The sequence below is a fragment of the Sphingomonas sp. DG1-23 genome (assembly GCF_030730875.1).
In the GTDB taxonomy this organism is placed as follows: domain Bacteria; phylum Pseudomonadota; class Alphaproteobacteria; order Sphingomonadales; family Sphingomonadaceae; genus Sphingomonas.
Window position 1 is genome coordinate 134,927 of sequence record NZ_JAVAMA010000007.1, and the last position, 18,555, is coordinate 153,481.

Sequence of the window (18,555 nt, forward strand, 5' to 3'; positions counted from 1 at the left end):
GTCATGCTGGCAGAGGTGAACCCGTCGAACAATTGCCATTTTCCATTTAGAAATGCGGGCATGCCCTTGCCGGGTGCCCGATATAATCCGCAATAGTAATATTTTATACGCTCGTGTCAATCGTAGCGAGCGGGTTCGCGTTCCGGTGGAGCACGCATTCGCTGCTGCGCGCCGGACCGCACCCAGCCTTTGCACCGGCCATTCACAGGAGCTGAAGCCGGAACGCGCGCAACAGACGCGCGAGCTCCGCGCGCTGCGCCGGATCGAGGCCGGCGACCGCTTGATCGGCTTGCGCGAAATGGTGCGCGATCGCGGCGTCGACCAGTTCCACTCCTTGCGCGGTCAGATTTGCCATGAGCGATCGACGATCGGCTTCGTCCGGGCTGCGGCAAATCAGTCCCCGTTGCTCGAGGCGATTGAGGCATGCCGTCATCGCGCCCGACGTGAGCAGCACCGATTTCCTGAGCGCGGTGGGGCTCAGTCGATATGGTTCGCCCGATCGCCGCAACGTGGCCAGCACGTCGAGCTCGGTGTAGCTCAGTCCATGGACGCGCAAATGTTCGCCCGCCCGCGCCTGCATCAGCGCACCCAGATGCAGCAGGCGTCCGATCACTTCCATCGCAGACGTATCCAGGTCCGGCCGTTCGCGCGCCCAGTCCTCGATTAGCTGGTCGACGATATCCCGATTGAATGGCGGACTGGGCATTTATAATCTTCGTATGAAGTATCTTGACATGAAGTCATATCTCCACGAGGCAAGTGGCCGCAAGACTTTTCTCAGGAGTCGCCATGCGATCGTCGATCCGAAAACTGGTGTGTGTGCTGCTGCCGCTGGTCGCGCCGGTCGACGCTTCGGCAGGGCCGGGCCACGATCGGATCGCGATCGAGCAAGGCGCCGTCAAACTCCCGACCGGCGAAACGGTCGCTTATGAGATCGGCACGCTCTATGTGCCGGAAAACCGGAGCAACCCGCAGAGTCGCACGATCGCTGTCGGCTTTGCCCGGATCAAGGCGCCTCACCCCACCGGCGCGCCGCCGATATTCTGGCTGCCGGGCGGCCCCGGCTTGAGCGTACTTGGCGCCTTCACCGACACCGACGCGGTCGCGCGGGGCCGCCTGCGCTCGTGGCTGACTTTCGGCGCGGCCGGCGATCTGGTGGTGATCGAGCAGCGCGGCTACACGAAGCGTGGCGAAATGCTCGAGGAACCGGCGGATGCGTCGCCGCTCGACAAGCCGGCCTCGGTCCGCGCCGATGCCGCCGCAATGCGGGATCTGGCCCGGCGCGCGATCGCGCACAATCCGGGCAAGGATCTGTCCGGCTACACGATCGAGGCATTCGCGGCCGATGTGGACGATCTCCGGCGTGCGCTCGGATATGAGCGGATCAGCTTGTTCGGCGGCAGCTTCGGCTCGCAATGGGCTTTGGCGGTGATGCGTTTCCATCCCGAGAGCGTGGCGCGTGCCGTCCTCTCTTCGGTCGAGCCGCTGAACGAGGGGTTCGATATGCCCTCGCACATATTCGCGGCGCTCCGGCGGATCGCCTATGACGCCGATCGCGATCCCGGCCTCGCTCGCTATCTGCCCGAGGGCGGCATGATGGCGGCGATACATGCCCTGCACCGGCGCTTCGACGCCGTGCCGGTGCGCGTTCGCGTGCGCGACGATGCCGGCCGGCTCCAATCGGTGGTGCTCGGTCGGGAAGATCTGCAGCTCGCGCTACTGTCGCATACGAGTGAGGCCGAGCATTGGCCGGCCTTCATCCTGTCGCTCTATCATGGCCATTACGACCAATGGGCGCGCGAGACCCTGGCAGATCGGCGCGGGGGACCGGTCAAGCTGATCGGTCCGCTCGCCGACAGCAGCCTCGGCGTGACGGCGGAGCGCGAGCATCTGCTGCGGAGCGACCCTGCCCTGGACCTGCTGGGAAGCTGGAATTTCGAGGCCAACCTCGCCTCGGCTTCCGACTGGCCGACCCCCGATATGGGCGACGCGGTCCGGCGCCCGCGCACGACGTCCATCCCGGTCGTCTTCGTCCATGGCGATTGGGACACGTCGACGCCGATCGAGAACACGCTCGGCCTCCTGCCCTATTTTCCCAACGGCCACGCGCTGCTGGTGCATCGTGCCGGACATGACGGCGCTTTCTATCAGTTGCGCGAGAGCCCCGCCGCGAAGCAGGCGCTCTATGACTTTCTCAGAACGGGGGATGCGCGCGGGTTGCCGTCGGAAGCGTCGCTGGAGGCGCCGAGGTTCGAAATGCCCGACTTTGCGCCGCCGGCCAGGGAACATCCCTGAGGAGTCCGGCTTCGGGGAGCGTCTCCCGAAGCCGGCTCATCCTGCGCCTCTCACCATTTGAATCGCAGCGATCCGGTCACCGTGCGCGATGCGCCGAAATAGCAGGAGTTGGAGAAAGGGCAGGCGCTGATGTAGCGCGCGTCGAGCAGGTTCGCGGCGTTCACCGCAACGCTCCAGCCGCGCAGCGCGCCGCCGAGATATGCGAGGTCGTAGCCGACCACGCCGTCGACCAGCGTGAAATCCTCGGTCATGAACCCCTGGAAGGTCGTGACGTTGCTGATCACCGCATAATTGGTCGATCCCGCCGAACCGCTGACATAGCGGACGCCGGCGCCCAAGGTGAGTCCGCCGACCGCGCCTTCGTGCCCGGCTTTGGCGAAATCATAAGCGAGGAAGGTCGACGCCTGCCATTCGGGGGTGCCGAGCTGGCGTGTCCCGGTGGTGCTCGGCGTGCCGCTGTTGGTCGCGGTCGGCGGCACCGAGGGCGCGCCCTGGGTGATGATCGCGTCGGTATAGGCTGCGGCCAGTATGACATCGAGGCCGGGCATCACCTGGCCGCGCCCCTCCAGTTCGACGCCGCGAACGCGTACCTCGCCGATCTGCACCTGCGAATTGGTCGGGATGCCGTTGGTGCCGCCGAGCGGATCGGCGACCGGGACCTTCTGCCGGCGCAAATCGTAGACCGACAGCGTGAACAGCGCATTGATGCCGGCCGGCTGATATTTGAGTCCGGTCTCGATCATCTTGCCGGTGACCGGGTCGAAAGGCGCGCCGAGATAGGTCGTGCCCGTCTGCGGCTCGAACGATTCCGAGTAGCTGACATAAGGCGAGAGCCCGAAGCCCAATTCGTACAGCGCGCCGAGCCGCATCGTGAACGCGGCCTGCGAAAGCCGCGTGACGTTGTTGCTCGCCAGCTTCTTGTTGATCGCGGTCTGATTGTACCAGTCCCAGCGTCCGCTCGCGATCAGTTGGAGCCGGCCGATCGATGCCTGGTCCTGAAGGTAGAGGCCGACCTGATCGCGCTTGGTATAGGTATTGACGAAGTTCGGCGACAGCGCGGTCAGGTCGAGACTCGGCAAGGTGCCGCCATAGACCGGCGCATAGAGATTGAGGTTGGGGATGCTGGTCAGCGGATTACCGGTCTGGCCGGTGTTGAATTGCTGGAAATTCTCGCCGGCGATATACTGATAATCGATCCCCGCCAGCAAATGGTGGTGCAGCGGCCCGGTGGCGAATTTGGCGCTCAGATGGTTGTCGAGCGTGAGCGTGTCGAAATCCTCGTCGGCGCCGCCGCCGCCGCGGATGATCGTGCCATAGTCGCTGTTCCGGTTGATGCCGGTACCGGTCGTCGCATAACCTGCGACATAGAGCTGGCGGTAGCTGAGCGTGTTGTTCTGATAGCGGAAGTTCGAGCGGAAGCTGAGATGCTCGTCGAAATCGTGGCGGAACAGCGCAGTGATCGCCTTTTGCTTGTGATCGTAGCGCTCATAGCCCGGGTCGCCGGTATTGACGTGGAGCGTGAGCCGGCCCGCGGGGCTGGGAAGCACCGTTCCATATGCCGGGACACCCGAATAGCCGCCGCCGCTCGGCGCGTGCTGATAGGCTGCGATGAGCGTGAGGCTGGTATCCGGGCCCGGCGCGAAGGTGACCATCGGGCTGACATGATAGCGTTCGCTCTCCGTGCCCGGGGTGAAGCCGTCATTCTTCTGCCAGCCGCCGACGATGCGGAACAGCAGCGTCCCGTCGGCGGTGAGCGGCTGGTTGACGTCGGCCATTGCGCGCAAGGCGTCGTAATTGCCCGCCTGAAGTTCGACCCGGCCGAACGCCGTCTCCTGCGGCTTCTTGCTCGACAGATTGATCAGGCCTCCGGGCGTCGAATTGCCATAGAGTACCGAAGCGGGGCCCTTGACGATGTCGATCTGGTCGATGCGGTTGAAATCGGTCTGTGGCGTCGAATAGGGCCCGGCGATCAGCCGCATGCCGTCGAGATAGAGGCCGGGCGCGAAGCCGCGGAGCAAGAGTTGATCGTATCGCGTGACGGTGCCGCCGCGCTGGTTCGCCGCGACGCCCGCGACATAGCCCACCGCCTGATTGATCGAGGTGGCATTGCGCAGTGCGAGTTCGCGTTCGTCGATGACGGTGATCGTCTGGGGTATCTCGATCAGCGGGGCGTCGGTCTTGGTTCCCGAGCCCGTTGCGGTCTCTCTCAGCCCGGTGACCACGATCGCGTCCTGGCCGGCACCTGCCTGGACTTCGGGCTCTTCGCGGGGCTCGTCGCGCGAGTGCGCCTGCACGGTCGGCGGGGATGCGACGCTGGCGGCCAGCAACGCAAATTGCGCCGCCGCGATGGCGCGATTGATCCGACCCATGACACTCTTTCCCCTTTATTGCTAACGCTTCGCAATTGCCGTTATATCCCGATCTGGCATTTGGCAATCCGCGGCGCACCGCAGGAGCGATCGGGGGAGGGGGCTGGCGGAACGGCCGCGCGTCGGATCGAAGCGCGATCGCCGCATCCCTTAAGACGACGCATCCCTTAAGACGACGATTCGAATGCATGCGGGCGAAAGCGGGAGGCGGTGCGGATCCCGCCCGACCTGTCAGACTCGGTCGCGATCCCGATGCGTCGTCCCGGGGCTATGCGTTATGATGAGATCGAGTCTTGCTTCGGAAGATTCCAATAAGATACCCGATAGTTACATAGTAATGATTGGTATATGTGAAGAGAATCGATTCACCCCTCTTGCATCGTAATGCCGACTGTGAGACGTTGAATTGATAGGGCCGACTCAAAACATAAAAACTGAAATTCAGTTTAAGATAGAGTTGTCTGGCCGCCGATCACAGGCGCTAGCTAGATAATTAAACTTCGTCGGCGTTGCGCCTTGGCGGAGCGGGCAAGTGTGCCCGCCACTTCCGGGGGGAAGGTCAGCGAACTTATTCAGCATGCTCGAAATGCTAGGATACTGGCTTTTCGGCGCGATCATGCATGGGAGGGATGGATGCCGTCTGCATTGACCTATCCGGGCGTCTATATCGAGGAAGTCCCGAGTAACGTTCGAACGATCGTCGGCGCATCGACGTCGATCGCGGCCTTTGTCGGGCGTGCCCAGCGCGGCCCGGTGAATGTGCCGGTGGTCATCAACAGCTTCGCCGATTTCGAACGCCAGTTCGGCGGGCTTTGGCTCAAGAGCCCACTCAGCTTCGCGGTGCGCGATTTCTATCTCAACGGCGGCAGCCAGGCTGTGATCGTGCGGTTGAACGTGTCCAGCATCGATTCCGCGACGAACGAGGCCAAGACCGCGGGCGATGCCGTGGCGAAAGCTGCGGCTGATGCCGAGGCGGGCGCCGCCGATGCGACAGCAGTCGCCACCGCCGCCAAGACCAAGGCGACCGATGCGGGCAAAGCCGGCAAATACGCCAAATCGGCCGCCGATGCGGTCGCCAAGGCAATCGACGATCAGGCGATCGCGGATACCGCCGACAAGGCGGCCGCGGTCCAGGCCGGTGCCGACGCGGTCGACCCCGCCGTCACCGCGGCGATCGCTCCGGTCGACAAGACCGGCGCTGCCAGGATCGAATTGCCCTCGTCGATCACTTTCGAGGCGGTTTCGCCCGGCAAGTGGGGGAACGAATTGCGCCTGCGCATCCTCAATGCTGCAGGCACCGCGTTCGATCTCGACGTGCGCGACAATGCGACCAAGGTGACCGAAAGCTATCTCGGGCTGACCGTCACCCAGGGGCCGCGCAACGTGACCGATGTGCTCGCGGCGGAATCGCAGCTGGTGCGCACGGTGGGATCGCTGCCGGCGGCGGCGCCGGCGAACAGCGGCGCAGCAGGACCCGGCGTCGATCCGTGGGAGAATGCGGCGTCGCACAGCAAGGTCACCGACGAGGGCGATGACGGTCCGGTACTGACCGACAACGACTTCACCGCAACCGGCGCCGCAGCGGCCAAGACCGGGCTCTATGCGCTGGACAAGACCGAGGCGTTCAACCTGTTGTGCATCCCGCCGCACGAGCTTGGCGGCAGCATCGGCACAGGACTGATCGGCGCGGCGCTCACTTATTGCGAGCAGCGCCGGGCGATGATGCTGATCGATCCCCCTGCCACCTGGAACACCAAGGAGAAGGCGCTGGCGGGCATCGATACCGATGTCGGCGACGCCAAGGCCAATGGCGCGATCTATTTCCCGCGACTCATCCAGCAAAACCCGATGAACCAGAATCGCGAGGAAGCCTTCGTGCCCTGCGGCGCGATCGCCGGCCTCTATGCCCGTATCGATGCGCAACGGGGTGTCTGGAAAGCGCCGGCGGGGCTCGAGGCGACGCTGGTGAATGCCCCCAAGCTTTCCGTGCCGCTGACCGATCCCGAGAATGGCGAGCTCAATCCCAAGGGCATCAATTGCCTGCGGGCGCTGCCGGGGGCCGGACGCGTCGTCTGGGGCGCGCGGACGCGGCAGGGCAATGACCGGCTGGCAAGTCAGTGGAAATATGTGCCGGTGCGGCGCACCGCTCTGTTCATCGAGGAGAGCCTGTATCGCGGCACCCAATGGGTGGTGTTCGAGCCCAATGACGAGCCGTTATGGGCATCGATACGCCTCAATGTCGGCGCGTTCATGCACGGGCTGTTTCGCCAGGGCGCCTTCCAGGGCGCGACGCCGGCCGAGGCCTATTTCGTCAAGTGCGACAAGGACACCACGCCGCAAGCGGACATCGACAAGGGGATCGTCAACATCCTCGTCGGATTCGCGCCGCTCAAGCCCGCTGAGTTCGTCGTGATCAAGCTTTCGCAGATCACGCATCTCGAGATCGCCTGAGGGAGGGGAATATGCCGCAGTTTGCAGTGAATACCACGCGTCACGACCCCTATAAGAACTTCAAGTTCCGGGTCTCATGGGATGGACGCGACGTCGCCGGGATCGCCAAGGTCGGCGCGCTCAAGCGCACTACCGAAGTGGTCGAGCATCGCGAGGGCGGGGATCCGAGCAGTGGACGCAAATCGCCCGGCCGCAACAAGTTCGAGGCGATCACCCTCGAACGCGGAGTCACCCATGACGACGAATTCGAACGCTGGGCCAACCGGATCTGGGACTTCAGTTCGGGGGCGGGGATGGAGGCATCGCTGTCGAATTTCCGCAAGGACATCCTGATCACCCTCTACAACGAGGCCGGGCAGAAAGTGATCGCCTATAAGGTGTTCCGCTGCTGGGTGTCCGAATATCAGGCTCAGGCCGATCTCGACGCCAATGCGAATGCGGTGCTGATCCAGAGCATCAAGCTCGAGAATGAGGGCTGGGAGCGCGACCCTGACGTGGTCGAGCCGTCCGAGCCGACCTATTGAAGCCCGGGGGTTTCGATAGGCCATGGCGCGCGCGCAAACCCGAGCCAGGGCCGAGGAACTCGACGCCCTGATCGATATCTGGGAGCGCGGCGACGATCTGTCGCCGCCGCGGCGCGGGTTGCTGCTGCTCGGTGCGGCACTGCCCGACGCTGCTCCCGCCGAACTGGCCGAATTGTCGATCGGGCGGCGGGACACCGTGCTGCTCGATCTTGGTGACCGGCTGTTCGGCGCACAGATCCTGTGCATCGCGGCGTGCCCGGCATGCGGCGAACGGATTGATGTCGAGTTTCCCAGCGACGGCATCCGCGCAGAAGCCGCGGAGCCGGGCATGCTCGTAGCCGCCGAGGCGGAAGGCACCCGCTTCCGCGCCCGCCTTCCCAACAGCGCCGACCTGATCGCGATCGAGGCGGAGCCGGATCTGGATCGCGCCGAGCGCCGGCTGCTCGCGCGTTGCCTCGTCGATGCGGCTCTTGCCGACCGTCTGTCCGATGCCGCACGCGCGGCGATTGGCGATGCGATGAGCGCGGCGGATTCGCAGGCCGAGATCGTGCTCGATCTGGCGTGTCCGGTCTGCGCGGCGCAGGCGCATGTGCCGTTCGACGTGGTATCCTATCTCTGGGGCCGGCTCGATCATTGGGCGAAGGCGATGCTCGCGGCGGTCGACGCGATCGCGGGCCGCTATGGCTGGAGCGAAGAGGTCGTGCTCGGCCTCTCGTCGCGTCGCCGCCAATCCTATCTCGACCGTATCGCAGGCGTGGCGCGATGAGCCTGCTCGGCCATCTCGTCCGCGCGACGCTGGCACCCGAGCAGGCGGCCAGGCCGGCGCTGCCGCAGCAATTCGCCAATTGGGGCGAGGCGGGGAGCACCGACGACGAGGAATGGGGCGAGGAAGCCGGCACCCCCGAAGCATCTCGGCCGGCACCGCGCCGCGCGCCGGCCCAGGACGATTCTCCTGCCGCGCGCTCGCACTCTTCCCCGGCTGAGCCCCAACCCGAGCCGAACCGCGAAATGCCGCGCCGGGCCGCGCGGCGGGCGCCGGCCGAATCTCCCGAAATCGTGGCGTCGTCCCCACTGCCTGTCCAGCAGAGTCGTGGGACGGAGCCAATGATCGAGACGCAGGCCAAGCGGATGCCCGATCCGATGGCCGAGAAGCTGCCGGCGAGGATGGCGCCTATCCGATCCGCGCTGCCGCAACCCGAGGCACCTGTTGGCGAAGCGCCCTCGCCGCGGCGGCGCGGGCGGCAAACCGGGCCGGTCGAGCTCCCGGCATTCGAACTCGCTCGCGCCGCGCCGCCCGCGCGTGCCGTCGAACCGGCTGCAGCGATGTCCGAGGCCGCCGAGCCGTCCCGAGCGATTGTTCCTGCCATCGTCAGCCCCCCGGTCGATATGCCGTCGCGGCCGGCACGGCACGATGGTCCTGCGCCGGTCGATGCCCGGGCCTCGCCATCGGCGCCCGATCCGCGCCGCGACCCGGTCCGGCTCGAGGAGCCGCGTATCGTCGCGCCGATCGCCCGCGAGACGGCGCCCACCCTGGCGCTGCAATCTGCCGCGCCGCTGGTGGTGCCGGCCGCCGCGCCGTCGCCCGCCGCGACACCGATGCTGGCGACGCCGCAAGTGACTCTGCCGGAGCCCGCTCCCGCACAGCCGCAGCTGCCCGATGTGCATATCAGCATCGGCCGGGTCGAGGTTCGCGCCGCTGCCGCGCCGCCGCGGCCCGCGCAGCGCGAAGCGCCCGCCAGGAGCGAGACGCTCAGCCTCGATGCCTATCTCAGCCGCCGCAATGGCTCGGCGCGATGAGCAACCATCTCGCCATCGCCACCGTCACAGCCGCGCTGGGCCAGATCGCCCAGTCCGCGGCCGCCAGCGCAGTGCCCGGCGTCCAGCTCCGTTTCGGCCGGCCTCCGACGGATGCGCCGGCGCGGCAGGTCAATGTCTTCCTCTATCAGGTCATGCCGCATGCCGGGTTGCGCAACGCCGATCTGGCGATGCGCGGTGCCGATGGCAGTCTGGTCAATCGGCCGCGCGCCGCGCTCAGCCTCCATTACCTGGTCACCTTCTACGGCACCGACAGCGATCTCGAACCCGATCGCATGGCGGCCGCTGTGGCGCGCGATCTGCATGCGCGTCCGCTGCTCACCGATCAGGTGATCGAGGACGCGATCGCGAGCAATGCCGCGATCCTCGGCGATTCCGACCTCGCCGATTCGTTCGAGCGCGTGACCTTCACGCCCAGCGCGGATTCGCTCGAAGAGATGTCGCGATTATGGTCGGTGATGACCCAGACCCCCTATGCGTTGTCGTTGCGCTACGAGGCGTCGGTGGTGCTGATCGACGCGGTCGAGAGTGCCGGACCGGCGCTGCCGGTGCTCAATCGTGGTCCCGAGGATCGTGGCCCCGAGGCGCTGGCGGGCACGGGGCCAGCGATCGAAGGGCTGTGGGTCGGGCTCGCTGCCACCGATGACGGCCCGGTGACTTTCCCGACGTTGCGCGCGGCGCATCTCGGGGCGAAGCTGCGTTTCTCGGGATCCGGGTTCAGCGGCGACGCGGTGCGGCTGGAGTTCCGCAACCTCAAGCGTGCGGTCGGTGCCGATCTGGTGCCGGTAGCGAGCGGGCAAAGCGAGTTGCGCGTGACTCTGCCCGATGGCGCGCCCGATCAGGCCTTGTGGGCGCCCGGCATCTACGGGGTCACTGCCGTGGTGACGCGCGGCGGCCGCGAGATCCGCTCGCCGGTCTGGCCGATGCCGCTCGGCGCGCGCGTGACCGCCATCGCGCCCGATCCGGTAGTTTCGGGCAGCGGCATCGTGACGCTCACCGTCACTTGCCGGCCACGCGTGCTGCCCGAGCAGGTCGCGATATTGCTGCTCTCGGGGCAGGAGATCCCGGCACAGGATCGCGTGGCGCCCGGCGCGACGCTCGATTTCCTCGTCGACAGCGACGCGATCGCCAATGGCGATCTGGTGGTTCTGCGCATCGACGGCGCCGACAGTCAGCCCTTCGTGATCGACCCGGTCAGCGGCCGGCTCGCCTTCGACGACAGCCAGCGGGTCACCGTCATATGAGCGACGAGACCGACGCCTGGCTGGAACGCAACAATGCCTATCTGGCGGCGGCGTTGGCGCATTTGCGCGAATTGCTGCGCGCGGCGATCGGGCCGGCGCCTGCGTCTCCGCAAAGCGCGAGCGGTACCGGACCGACCGAGCCGGCGGGAGTCGGTTCCCCCGGAATGGCCGACTGGCCCGGCCTCAATCTCTTCCGCCGGCGCACACCCGCCAATGCGGTGCCGCAGGTCCTGCTGCTTCCCGCCGCCGAGGGAGTGGATCCGCCGGCAGTGACCCTCGCCGCGGAGCGACTCGCCGAGGCGAGCGCGGGCGATCCTCCGCCCGCGCTGCTGATGCTCGCCAGCCGGCTCGATCTGTCGGATTTCGAGCGTGACATCTTGTTGCTGTGCCTCGCCGCGGAGCTCGACCCCGGCATGCAGGAATCCTTCGCCGCCGCGCAGGGCGGACAGGGTCGTTCGAATCCGAGCTTCGCGCTGGCGATGTCGTTGTTCGACCATGCCGCGTGGGACGCGCTCTCGCCTGAGCGTCCGCTGCGCTATTGGCATCTGATCGAGACCGCCCGGTCGGGCGCGACGCCGCTCACCACCGCGGCGTTGCGCATCGACGAGCGGGTCGCCAATTTCGCCAAGGGGCTCAATCATCTCGACAGCCGCGTGGCGGCCTTGCTTGAGCCGGCGCCCGCCAGCAGTGCCCCCCTCGCGCCGTCGCACCAGCAGCGAGTGGCGGAGATCGAGCGCGTGGCGCGGAGGCCGGTGCCTGCGCGTATCGCGCTGGTCGGTCCCGATCGCGACAGCAAGCAGCGTCTCGCCGCGGCAGCCGCGGCGGCGCTCGGCCTCCCTTGCTACCGGCTGACTGCGGACGCGATCCCCATCGGCGCCGAACTCGACAATTTCCTGCGGCTATGGATGCGCGAATCGCTGCTGCTGCCCTTCGCGCTGCACCTCGACGCGCACGATTTGCCGAGCGCCGCCGAGCAGTCGCTGCGGCGGCTGGTGCGGCGTGCGGGCGGACTGGTGTTCGTGGACCTGCGCGACGGCCTGTCGGGGCTCGATATCGACGCCCGGGTCGATATCGCCAAGCCCGGCGCGGCCGAGCAGCGCGCCGAATGGCTGGCCCAGCTCGACGAGGTGCCCGACAATTCCGAAATCGCGGCGCGGCTTTCGAGCCATTTCGATCTCAACTTCGCCGATATCCGCGCGATCGTGAGCGAGGCGCAGTTGGGCGAGGAGAGCGAGCCGCTCGGCGAGCGGCTCTGGCGGGGTAGCGTTACGCGCGCTCGTCCGTCACTGGCGCAACTCGCGCATCGCATCGAAGTGAAGCCCAGCTGCCGCGATATCGTGCTGCCCGATTCCGAGATGGCATTGCTCGATCAGATCGCGGCGCAGGTACGCGGGCGTTCGACCGTCTATGACGATTGGGGTTTCCGTGACCGGATGAACCGTGGCCTCGGCGTCAGCGCATTGTTCGCGGGCGACAGCGGCACGGGCAAGACGATGGCGGCGGAAACCCTCGCCGACCGGCTCGATCTCGATCTCTACCGCATCGATCTCTCGGCGGTGGTCAGCAAATATATCGGCGAGACCGAGAAGAATCTTCGCGACGTCTTCGACGCGGCGGAAGCGGGCGGGGCGATCCTGTTCTTCGATGAGGCCGACGCATTGTTCGGCAAGCGCAGCGACGTGAAGGACAGCCACGATCGCTACGCCAATATCGAGATCGATTATCTGCTTCAGCGGATGGAAGCATTTGCCGGGCTGGCGATCCTCGCGACGAACATGAAGAGCGCACTCGATCCGGCATTCGTCCGGCGACTGCGCTTCATCGTCAATTTCCCCTATCCCGGCCCGGCCGAGCGGCGTCGCATCTGGGAGCGCGCTTTTCCCCCGGGTGTCCCGATGCGCGCAGTCGATTTCGATCGGCTGGCCCAGCTCGACCTGACCGGGGGAAATATCCACGGCATCGCGATCAATGCCGCCTTCATGGCCGCAGCGGCGGATACCCCGGTGACGATGGATGTGCTGCTCGACGCCTGCCGGATCGAGCTTCGCAAGCTCGATCGCCCGGTCAACGAGGCTGATTTTCGCCGTATCCGCGCAGTGGCGGGGGAAGTGCGATGAGCGTGCGGCTGCACATCGAGCGGCTGGTGGTCGATGCGGGACTGGGCGCCGCGGGAACCGATGGCCAGATATTGCGCGAGTCGATCCAGGCCGAACTGACGCGGCTGCTGACCGAGCAGGGGCCGACCTGGACGAGCGCCGACGCCTGGCGGGTGGAGGCGCCCGGCGTCGCCGCGCAGCGCAGCGCAGAAGCCTTGGGCGCCGAAGTCGCGCGTGCGCTTCACGGGAGTGTGCAGCCATGAGGAGTCGCTTCGCCGATCACCGGGCCGAGGCGCCGGTGCCGCCGATGGTGCATGAGCCGGCGCTGGATGCGCCCGGCCGCGCGCTCGACGGTACGATGCGCAGCTTCATGGAAGGGCGGTTCGCGCGCGACTTCAGCCAGGTGCGCGTGCACACCGGCAGCGCCGCGGGCGCGTCGGCGCGTGCGAAGGACGCGGTTGCCTACACCCATGGCAGCGACATCGTCTTCGCGCCGGGAAGCTATGCCCCGCACACCGCCCGGGGCCGCGATCTGATCGCGCACGAGCTCGCCCATGTCGCGCAGCAGACCCGCCGCGGCGGCGGTTCGGGGGGGGCGGCGCACGAAGCCGAGGCGGACCTTGCGGCGAGCGCGGTGCTGGCAGGGCGGGCGGCCCCTTCGCTCGGCGCAGTCGCGCCGGGCGTGCAGCGCCGCATCCAGTTTCGCGACGTCGGCAAGGGCGAGCAATCGGGTTTCGGTCGGCTGAACGAGATCATCGACAAGCTCAACAACATCTCCACTGCGCTGATCTTCTCGGTCGATGCCGCGGGCATCCTCTCTTATGTCGAGAACCCCTACGGGACCGAAACCGAGTTCGACCGCAAGATGAAGGGGTTCGTCGACAGCGCCACCCTGATCCCACTGCGGCTGACCAATCGCCACGGACTGCTGCGCTCGCAACCGGCCGGGCCGTTCAACTCCCGGGTCGACGCCGACGCCTATGAGTCCGGTTATGTCGATGTCGACGACATGCTGGGCAGCGACGATCTCGGCTTCCAGATCGTGCTCGTCCACTTCCTCACCGAGCGCGCGACGACCAAGGATTATGCCAAGCGGATCGGCAGCACGCTCGACGACACGTCGCAGGAATTCAGGAATGCGCATGCCCGCGGCGTGCAGGGCGAAGTGGACGTGTTGCGCGATTTCTTCGGGGATCCCGGAATCCGTCTGCTCCAGGACGGCGGGGTGGGCACCGTCTTCCGCAGTTATCGCTCGACACGCGGCGACACGATTCGCGCCCGCACCCCTCCGTCGCCAAAGGGAGTGTTCGGCCTCGACATCAATCTGGTCGACGTGCGGCTGCGCGACGGCACGACCATGAGTGCCAACGACTATAAGGCGCTGCTCGAGCGCGAACGCGCCGAGGCGGCGGCGGCGAACGAGGCGGCCGGGAGGCGCCGGCTGCTCGAGCTCAAGGGGTCGCCCCAGGTGGGGCCCGCGCCATGAGCCTGTTTGCGGTGGAACGGCGCGCGACGCCGATGCCCTTCATGGTGCAGCGCCGCTGCCCGGCCTGCGGCGGCAGCGGGAGCGTGACCGGCACGTGCAGCAAATGTGCTGGTGCCGCTTCGCATGACGAGGATGCGGCGGAGCAGCAATGGGCCCCGTCGGATGTGCTGCGCGTTGTCCGATCGGCGGGGCAGCCGCTCGCTCCCGCGACGCGTATTGCGATGGAAGGCGCCTTTCATCGCGATTTCAGCGGCGTGCGTGTTCATAATGGCGGCGACGCGGCGGCCTCGGCCCGGGCGGTGGCGGCACAGGCCTATACCGTCGGCCAGAATATCGTCTTCGGCGAGGGCCGCTACGATCCGGGCTCGGAAGCCGGGCGCCGGCTGATCGCGCACGAACTCGGCCATACGCTGCAGCAGCCGCAAGGCGGCGCGATCCCGGGCCAATTGCCGATCGGTCCCGCGCATTCCGCGTCCGAGCAAGAGGCCGATGCAATGGCGGATGCGGCGATGGCCGGGACCGCGGCGCCGCTCGCCGCTCCGGCCGGCGCGCCGCGGCTTCAGCTGCAGCGCTTTGGCGGTTTCGGCGACGTCCGCATCGCGGAGGGATTGCAGAACGACAAGGACGCCGAAGAAGCGAAACGCAAGGAGAAGTTCGCGCCAGGCAATCTCGCGGGGCGCATCCTCACCGACAGCGATATCGCCGCAGCAGGTAAGGCATCGGGCGCCGCCTCGCCCGGCAGGGTAACCCCCACCTTGTGGAACGCGACCTTCGTTCTCCACGACACCGCGTCGCCCGTCGGCGCGAAGAAGATCGCCGAACATGCCTCGCGCGGCCGTCGTTCGAGCGGGGAGGGTGCGGCGGCTTGGGTGCCGCAGACCGGTGCGGCGACGGTCGCGCACAGCCCGTTATTCGGCACGCGGCGCCCTGCCGCCACGCAGCACGAGCGCGGCGAAGACGTGATGAAGAAGGCGACGCGCGAGTCCGAATATCGCGGCGTCTGGAAAGCCACTGCGAAGGACGTCCGCGAATCGACGCTCGATGACGTGCTCAGTGCGCAGGGCTCGCCGGCGGCGGAGGCGAAGAGCGAGCGCGCGCAGGCGATTTCCGATCTCGATGCAGGCAGCGGGCTCGTCCATTCGGCGGCCGCCTGGGCAGTGGAAGACATCTGCCAGAAGGTCACCGACGCGACTGCGCCCAACCTTGCGATGTCGGCACCGGACGTCCCCAAGCTCGTGGGCGGCTGCCAGCGCTTGTTGCCGCTGTTCAACATGCGCGCGCTGCGCATCGGCACCTCGGTCAATGTCGAGATCGTTCAGGAGCGCGGCTCCGATTGCCGGACCACCGGCACGCTGACTCCGCTCACGCCCTATTCGGCCAGCCAGATGGACAATGTGAAGAATCTCTATCTCAACGCGGCGCTGCAGGCGCGCGCCTTTCCCAGCATCACCACCCATTTCCAGATCGACAAGGCGGCGGGCGATCATTGCGACCCGCGCTGCTTCAATGTCACCGAGCTCTACAAGAACATCCAGACGGCGCTCGGACATCCCGCAGGATGCACCTACGGCATCACCCCGGTCTACGGCACCGGCGGCAGCGACAATGTCTGGTGGAACGATACCGTCTGCGGAGGCGCGCATCCATGACCGGGCTCACTTCCTCGCCACGGCTCATCAAGGGCGCGTTGATCGGCGTCGATCTGTTCAACCCGCTCGCGAGCATCGTCGTGTTCCAGTACAATCCGGACACGATGACCCGCCGGCTCGAGCCGCGCGGCGGCGGCGGAACCGGCGGCGGCGACAAAGGCGAGGCGTTCCGGCTGGCCGGCCCGCCCAAGGAGACGATCACCGTCTCGGTCGAGATCGATGCGTCCGACCAGCTCGAGCAGAATAATCCGCTCGCGATCGCCACCGGCATCACGCCGACGCTCGCCGCGCTGGAGATGCTGGTCTATCCCAAGACCGCTTTGGTCATTGCCAATTCGGTGCTCGGCGCCGCGGGGATCATCGAGATCCTGCCGACCGACGCGCCGATGACCTTGTTCGTCTGGGGTCCCACGCGCGTGCTGCCGGTGAAGGTGGGGGGAATCACCATCACCGAGGAAGCCTATGACACGCTGCTCAACCCGATCCGCGCCAAGGTCGAGCTGACGCTCAATGTGCTCAGCTACAACGATCTGTCGCTCGGCACCGCGGGCAACGCGCTCTTCATGGTCCACCAGGTCACCAAGGAAGTGCTGGCGATGACCAACATCTTCGCGAGCATCCAGAACGTCGGAGCGGGGCTGAAGCTATGAGCGTCACCATCACCAGCTTTCCGGCCAACAGCCGCTATCAGGGTGCCGAGGTGCTCAGATACGTCGCCGAGGACGGATCGGAGGTGGCCTGGCTGGTGCCGCGCGTCGTGCCCGATCCGTCGCGTTTCACTGCGATCGGCACGCATCTCGTCAATGAAGGCGACCGGCTCGACAATATCGCCGCGCAGCGGCTGGGCGATGCCGAGCTGGCGTGGCGCATCGCCGACGCGAACCGCGCGATGCGGCCGGGTGCGCTCACCGAAAAGGTCGGCACGCGGCTGGTGATCACGCTTCCCGAAGCGCTGGGAGGGCCGTCGGTTGCTTGACGCGGGCTATCTCCTGCTGATGATCGGCCCGCTGGCGGCACCCCTGCCGGCGCCGCTGCCGCTGACCGAGGCGGTCAAGTCGATCTCGGTCAATACCGGCGGCACGCGCGGCGGCTTTCAGATCACCTTCCATACGGGCAAGACCTCCCCGCTCAATCTCGCGATGCTGCCGCTCGGCTTCTTCGATCCGATGATCACGCGCGTGGTGATCACCGTGGTCTATCGCGGCATCCCGCAAGTGCTGATGGATGGCGTGGTCACGCGCCACGAGATCGCTCCGAGCAATTCGCCGGGCGAGTCCACGTTGACCCTCACCGGCGAAGATCTGAGCGTGCTGATGGACGTGGTGCAGATGCGTGTGCCCTGGCCGGCGGTGCCCGAAGCGGGGCGCGTCGCGGCGATCCTTGCCAAATATGCCGCCTTCGGAGTCATCCCGATGGTGATCCCGCCGATGGTACCGAGCATCGACAGCCCCACCAGCCGCTTCGATACGCAGGACGCCACCGACCGCGCCTATCTCGATCAGCTGGCGAAGGCGAACTCCTATGTGTTCTTCGTCGAGCCCGGGCCGGCGCCGCTCACCAGCATCGCCTATTTCGGTCCCGATATCCGTATTCCCGTTCCGCAGCCTGCGCTCAACGTCAACATGGATGCCTTTACCAATGTGGAGAGCCTGACCTTCAGCCTCGACGGGCTCGCCAAGAAGCAGACCATCCTGCTCACCTACGACCCCGCTACCGGCAAGATTCCGATCCCGGTGCCGGTGCCCAATCTCAGCATAACCCATCCGCCGCTCGGTCTGCGCCCGACGCCGCCGTCGCAGATCCTGTTCGAAGGGAGCGCGACGCGGCTGACCCCGGACAAGGCGGCCAAGCGCGCGCTCGAGATCATGATGAGCGCGAAGGATGCGATCACCGGCCAGGGTTCGCTCGACGTCGCAGCCTATGGCGGCATCCTGCGTGCGCGGATGCTGGTCGGCGTGCGTGGCGCGGGGATCACCTATGACGGCATGTACTACGTCAACACGGTCTCGCACACGATCTCGCCGGGAAGCTACAAGCAGAGCTTCACCCTCTCGCGCGACGGGCTGATCGCGGCCGGACCGGCGGTGCTGCCATGACCGAGGGGCGCTATTTCGGCAAATATCGCGCGACGGTGGTGATGAACATCGACCCCGAGCGGCGCGGCCGGATCACGATGATGGTCCCCGACGTGCTGGGACCGACGCCGTCGAGCTGGGCGGAGAGCTGCGCGCCGCTCTCTGGTCCCACCGGCCCGCCGATGGGCATGCACATCGTGCCGCCGATCGGCGCCGCCGTATGGGCCGAGTTCGAGCAGGGCGATCTCAACTATCCGATCTGGAGCGGCTGTCGCTGGAGCAGCGCGTCGGATCTGCCCCCCGATGCCAGCCTCGGCCTGCCGGTGTCGCCCAACATCGTGATGCAGACGCTCGGCCAGCATTGCCTGATCATCGGCGATGCGCCGCCGACGCCGGCGACGGGCGGCATCGTGCTGCGCAGCGCCACCAAGGCGATGATCGTGGTCAACGATACCGGCATCTACATCAACAACGGCAAGGGTGCGTCGATCCAGCTCGTGGGGCCGAGCGTGACGATCAACAACGGCGCACTGATGGTGACATGAGGGAGG

Annotated in this window: 16 protein-coding genes; 14 read left to right on the forward strand and 2 right to left on the reverse strand. The window is 66.6% G+C overall.

Annotation, left to right across the window (positions count from 1 at the left end):
• Positions 1 to 202: 202 nt before the first annotated feature.
• Positions 203 to 706: a MarR family winged helix-turn-helix transcriptional regulator gene (locus Q9Q95_RS12880; RefSeq protein ID WP_306097530.1), complete on the reverse strand. Its 504-nt coding sequence runs from the start codon at positions 704 to 706 to the stop codon at positions 203 to 205.
• Positions 707 to 789: 83 nt separating this feature from the next.
• Here Q9Q95_RS12880 and Q9Q95_RS12885 point away from each other — a divergent pair, with 83 nt between their 5' ends.
• Positions 790 to 2,295 carry an alpha/beta hydrolase gene (locus tag Q9Q95_RS12885; protein ID WP_306097531.1) on the forward strand — a complete coding sequence of 502 codons (1,506 nt, stop codon included), beginning with the start codon at positions 790 to 792 and terminating at the stop codon, positions 2,293 to 2,295.
• Between the two features lie 50 nt (positions 2,296 to 2,345).
• Here Q9Q95_RS12885 and Q9Q95_RS12890 read toward each other — a convergent pair whose 3' ends face one another.
• Positions 2,346 to 4,664 carry a TonB-dependent siderophore receptor gene (locus Q9Q95_RS12890; RefSeq protein ID WP_306097532.1) on the reverse strand — a complete coding sequence of 773 codons (2,319 nt, stop codon included), beginning with the start codon at positions 4,662 to 4,664 and terminating at the stop codon, positions 2,346 to 2,348.
• Between the two features lie 633 nt (positions 4,665 to 5,297).
• Between Q9Q95_RS12890 and Q9Q95_RS12895 the strand changes: the two genes are divergently transcribed.
• Genes Q9Q95_RS12895 through Q9Q95_RS12955 form a run of 13 tightly spaced genes read left to right on the forward strand, consistent with a single transcriptional unit; the run spans position 5,298 to position 18,549 of the window.
• Complete coding sequence (locus Q9Q95_RS12895; RefSeq protein WP_306097533.1) at positions 5,298 to 7,115, forward strand: phage tail sheath C-terminal domain-containing protein; 1,818 nt, start codon at positions 5,298 to 5,300, stop codon at positions 7,113 to 7,115.
• 11 nt (positions 7,116 to 7,126) lie between these two features.
• Positions 7,127 to 7,639: a phage tail protein gene (locus tag Q9Q95_RS12900; protein ID WP_306097534.1), complete on the forward strand. Its 513-nt coding sequence runs from the start codon at positions 7,127 to 7,129 to the stop codon at positions 7,637 to 7,639.
• Between the two features lie 22 nt (positions 7,640 to 7,661).
• Positions 7,662 to 8,405, forward strand: coding sequence for a hypothetical protein (locus Q9Q95_RS12905; RefSeq protein WP_306097535.1), 744 nt, complete (start codon positions 7,662 to 7,664; stop codon positions 8,403 to 8,405).
• Positions 8,402 to 9,436: a hypothetical protein gene (locus Q9Q95_RS12910; protein WP_306097536.1), complete on the forward strand. Its 1,035-nt coding sequence runs from the start codon at positions 8,402 to 8,404 to the stop codon at positions 9,434 to 9,436. Before Q9Q95_RS12905 ends, Q9Q95_RS12910 begins: the two co-directional genes overlap by 4 nt.
• Positions 9,433 to 10,698, forward strand: a complete 1,266-nt coding sequence (locus tag Q9Q95_RS12915) for a DUF4255 domain-containing protein (protein ID WP_306097537.1) — start codon at positions 9,433 to 9,435, stop codon at positions 10,696 to 10,698. Before Q9Q95_RS12910 ends, Q9Q95_RS12915 begins: the two co-directional genes overlap by 4 nt.
• A complete protein-coding gene (locus Q9Q95_RS12920) occupies positions 10,695 to 12,815 on the forward strand; it encodes an ATP-binding protein (protein ID WP_306097538.1) in 2,121 nt (706 codons plus the stop codon). The genes Q9Q95_RS12915 and Q9Q95_RS12920 overlap by 4 nt, the downstream gene beginning before the upstream one ends.
• Positions 12,812 to 13,057 carry a hypothetical protein gene (locus Q9Q95_RS12925; RefSeq protein WP_306097539.1) on the forward strand — a complete coding sequence of 82 codons (246 nt, stop codon included), beginning with the start codon at positions 12,812 to 12,814 and terminating at the stop codon, positions 13,055 to 13,057. Before Q9Q95_RS12920 ends, Q9Q95_RS12925 begins: the two co-directional genes overlap by 4 nt.
• Positions 13,054 to 14,280 (forward strand): DUF4157 domain-containing protein, encoded by a 1,227-nt coding sequence (locus Q9Q95_RS12930; protein WP_306097540.1) that lies wholly within the window; start codon positions 13,054 to 13,056, stop codon positions 14,278 to 14,280. The genes Q9Q95_RS12925 and Q9Q95_RS12930 overlap by 4 nt, the downstream gene beginning before the upstream one ends.
• The gene (locus Q9Q95_RS12935; RefSeq protein ID WP_306097541.1) at positions 14,277 to 15,929 is read left to right on the forward strand and encodes a DUF4157 domain-containing protein; all 1,653 of its coding nucleotides are present in this window, start codon (positions 14,277 to 14,279) and stop codon (positions 15,927 to 15,929) included. The genes Q9Q95_RS12930 and Q9Q95_RS12935 overlap by 4 nt, the downstream gene beginning before the upstream one ends.
• Positions 15,926 to 16,579 carry a hypothetical protein gene (locus tag Q9Q95_RS12940; protein WP_306097542.1) on the forward strand — a complete coding sequence of 218 codons (654 nt, stop codon included), beginning with the start codon at positions 15,926 to 15,928 and terminating at the stop codon, positions 16,577 to 16,579. Before Q9Q95_RS12935 ends, Q9Q95_RS12940 begins: the two co-directional genes overlap by 4 nt.
• Entirely contained in the window at positions 16,576 to 16,905 is a 330-nt protein-coding gene (locus Q9Q95_RS12945) for a hypothetical protein (protein ID WP_306097543.1), read from the forward strand. The genes Q9Q95_RS12940 and Q9Q95_RS12945 overlap by 4 nt, the downstream gene beginning before the upstream one ends.
• Positions 16,898 to 18,025 (forward strand): hypothetical protein, encoded by a 1,128-nt coding sequence (locus Q9Q95_RS12950; RefSeq protein ID WP_306097544.1) that lies wholly within the window; start codon positions 16,898 to 16,900, stop codon positions 18,023 to 18,025. The genes Q9Q95_RS12945 and Q9Q95_RS12950 overlap by 8 nt, the downstream gene beginning before the upstream one ends.
• Positions 18,022 to 18,549, forward strand: coding sequence for a phage baseplate assembly protein V (locus Q9Q95_RS12955; RefSeq protein WP_306097545.1), 528 nt, complete (start codon positions 18,022 to 18,024; stop codon positions 18,547 to 18,549). Before Q9Q95_RS12950 ends, Q9Q95_RS12955 begins: the two co-directional genes overlap by 4 nt.
• Positions 18,550 to 18,555 lie beyond the last annotated feature (6 nt).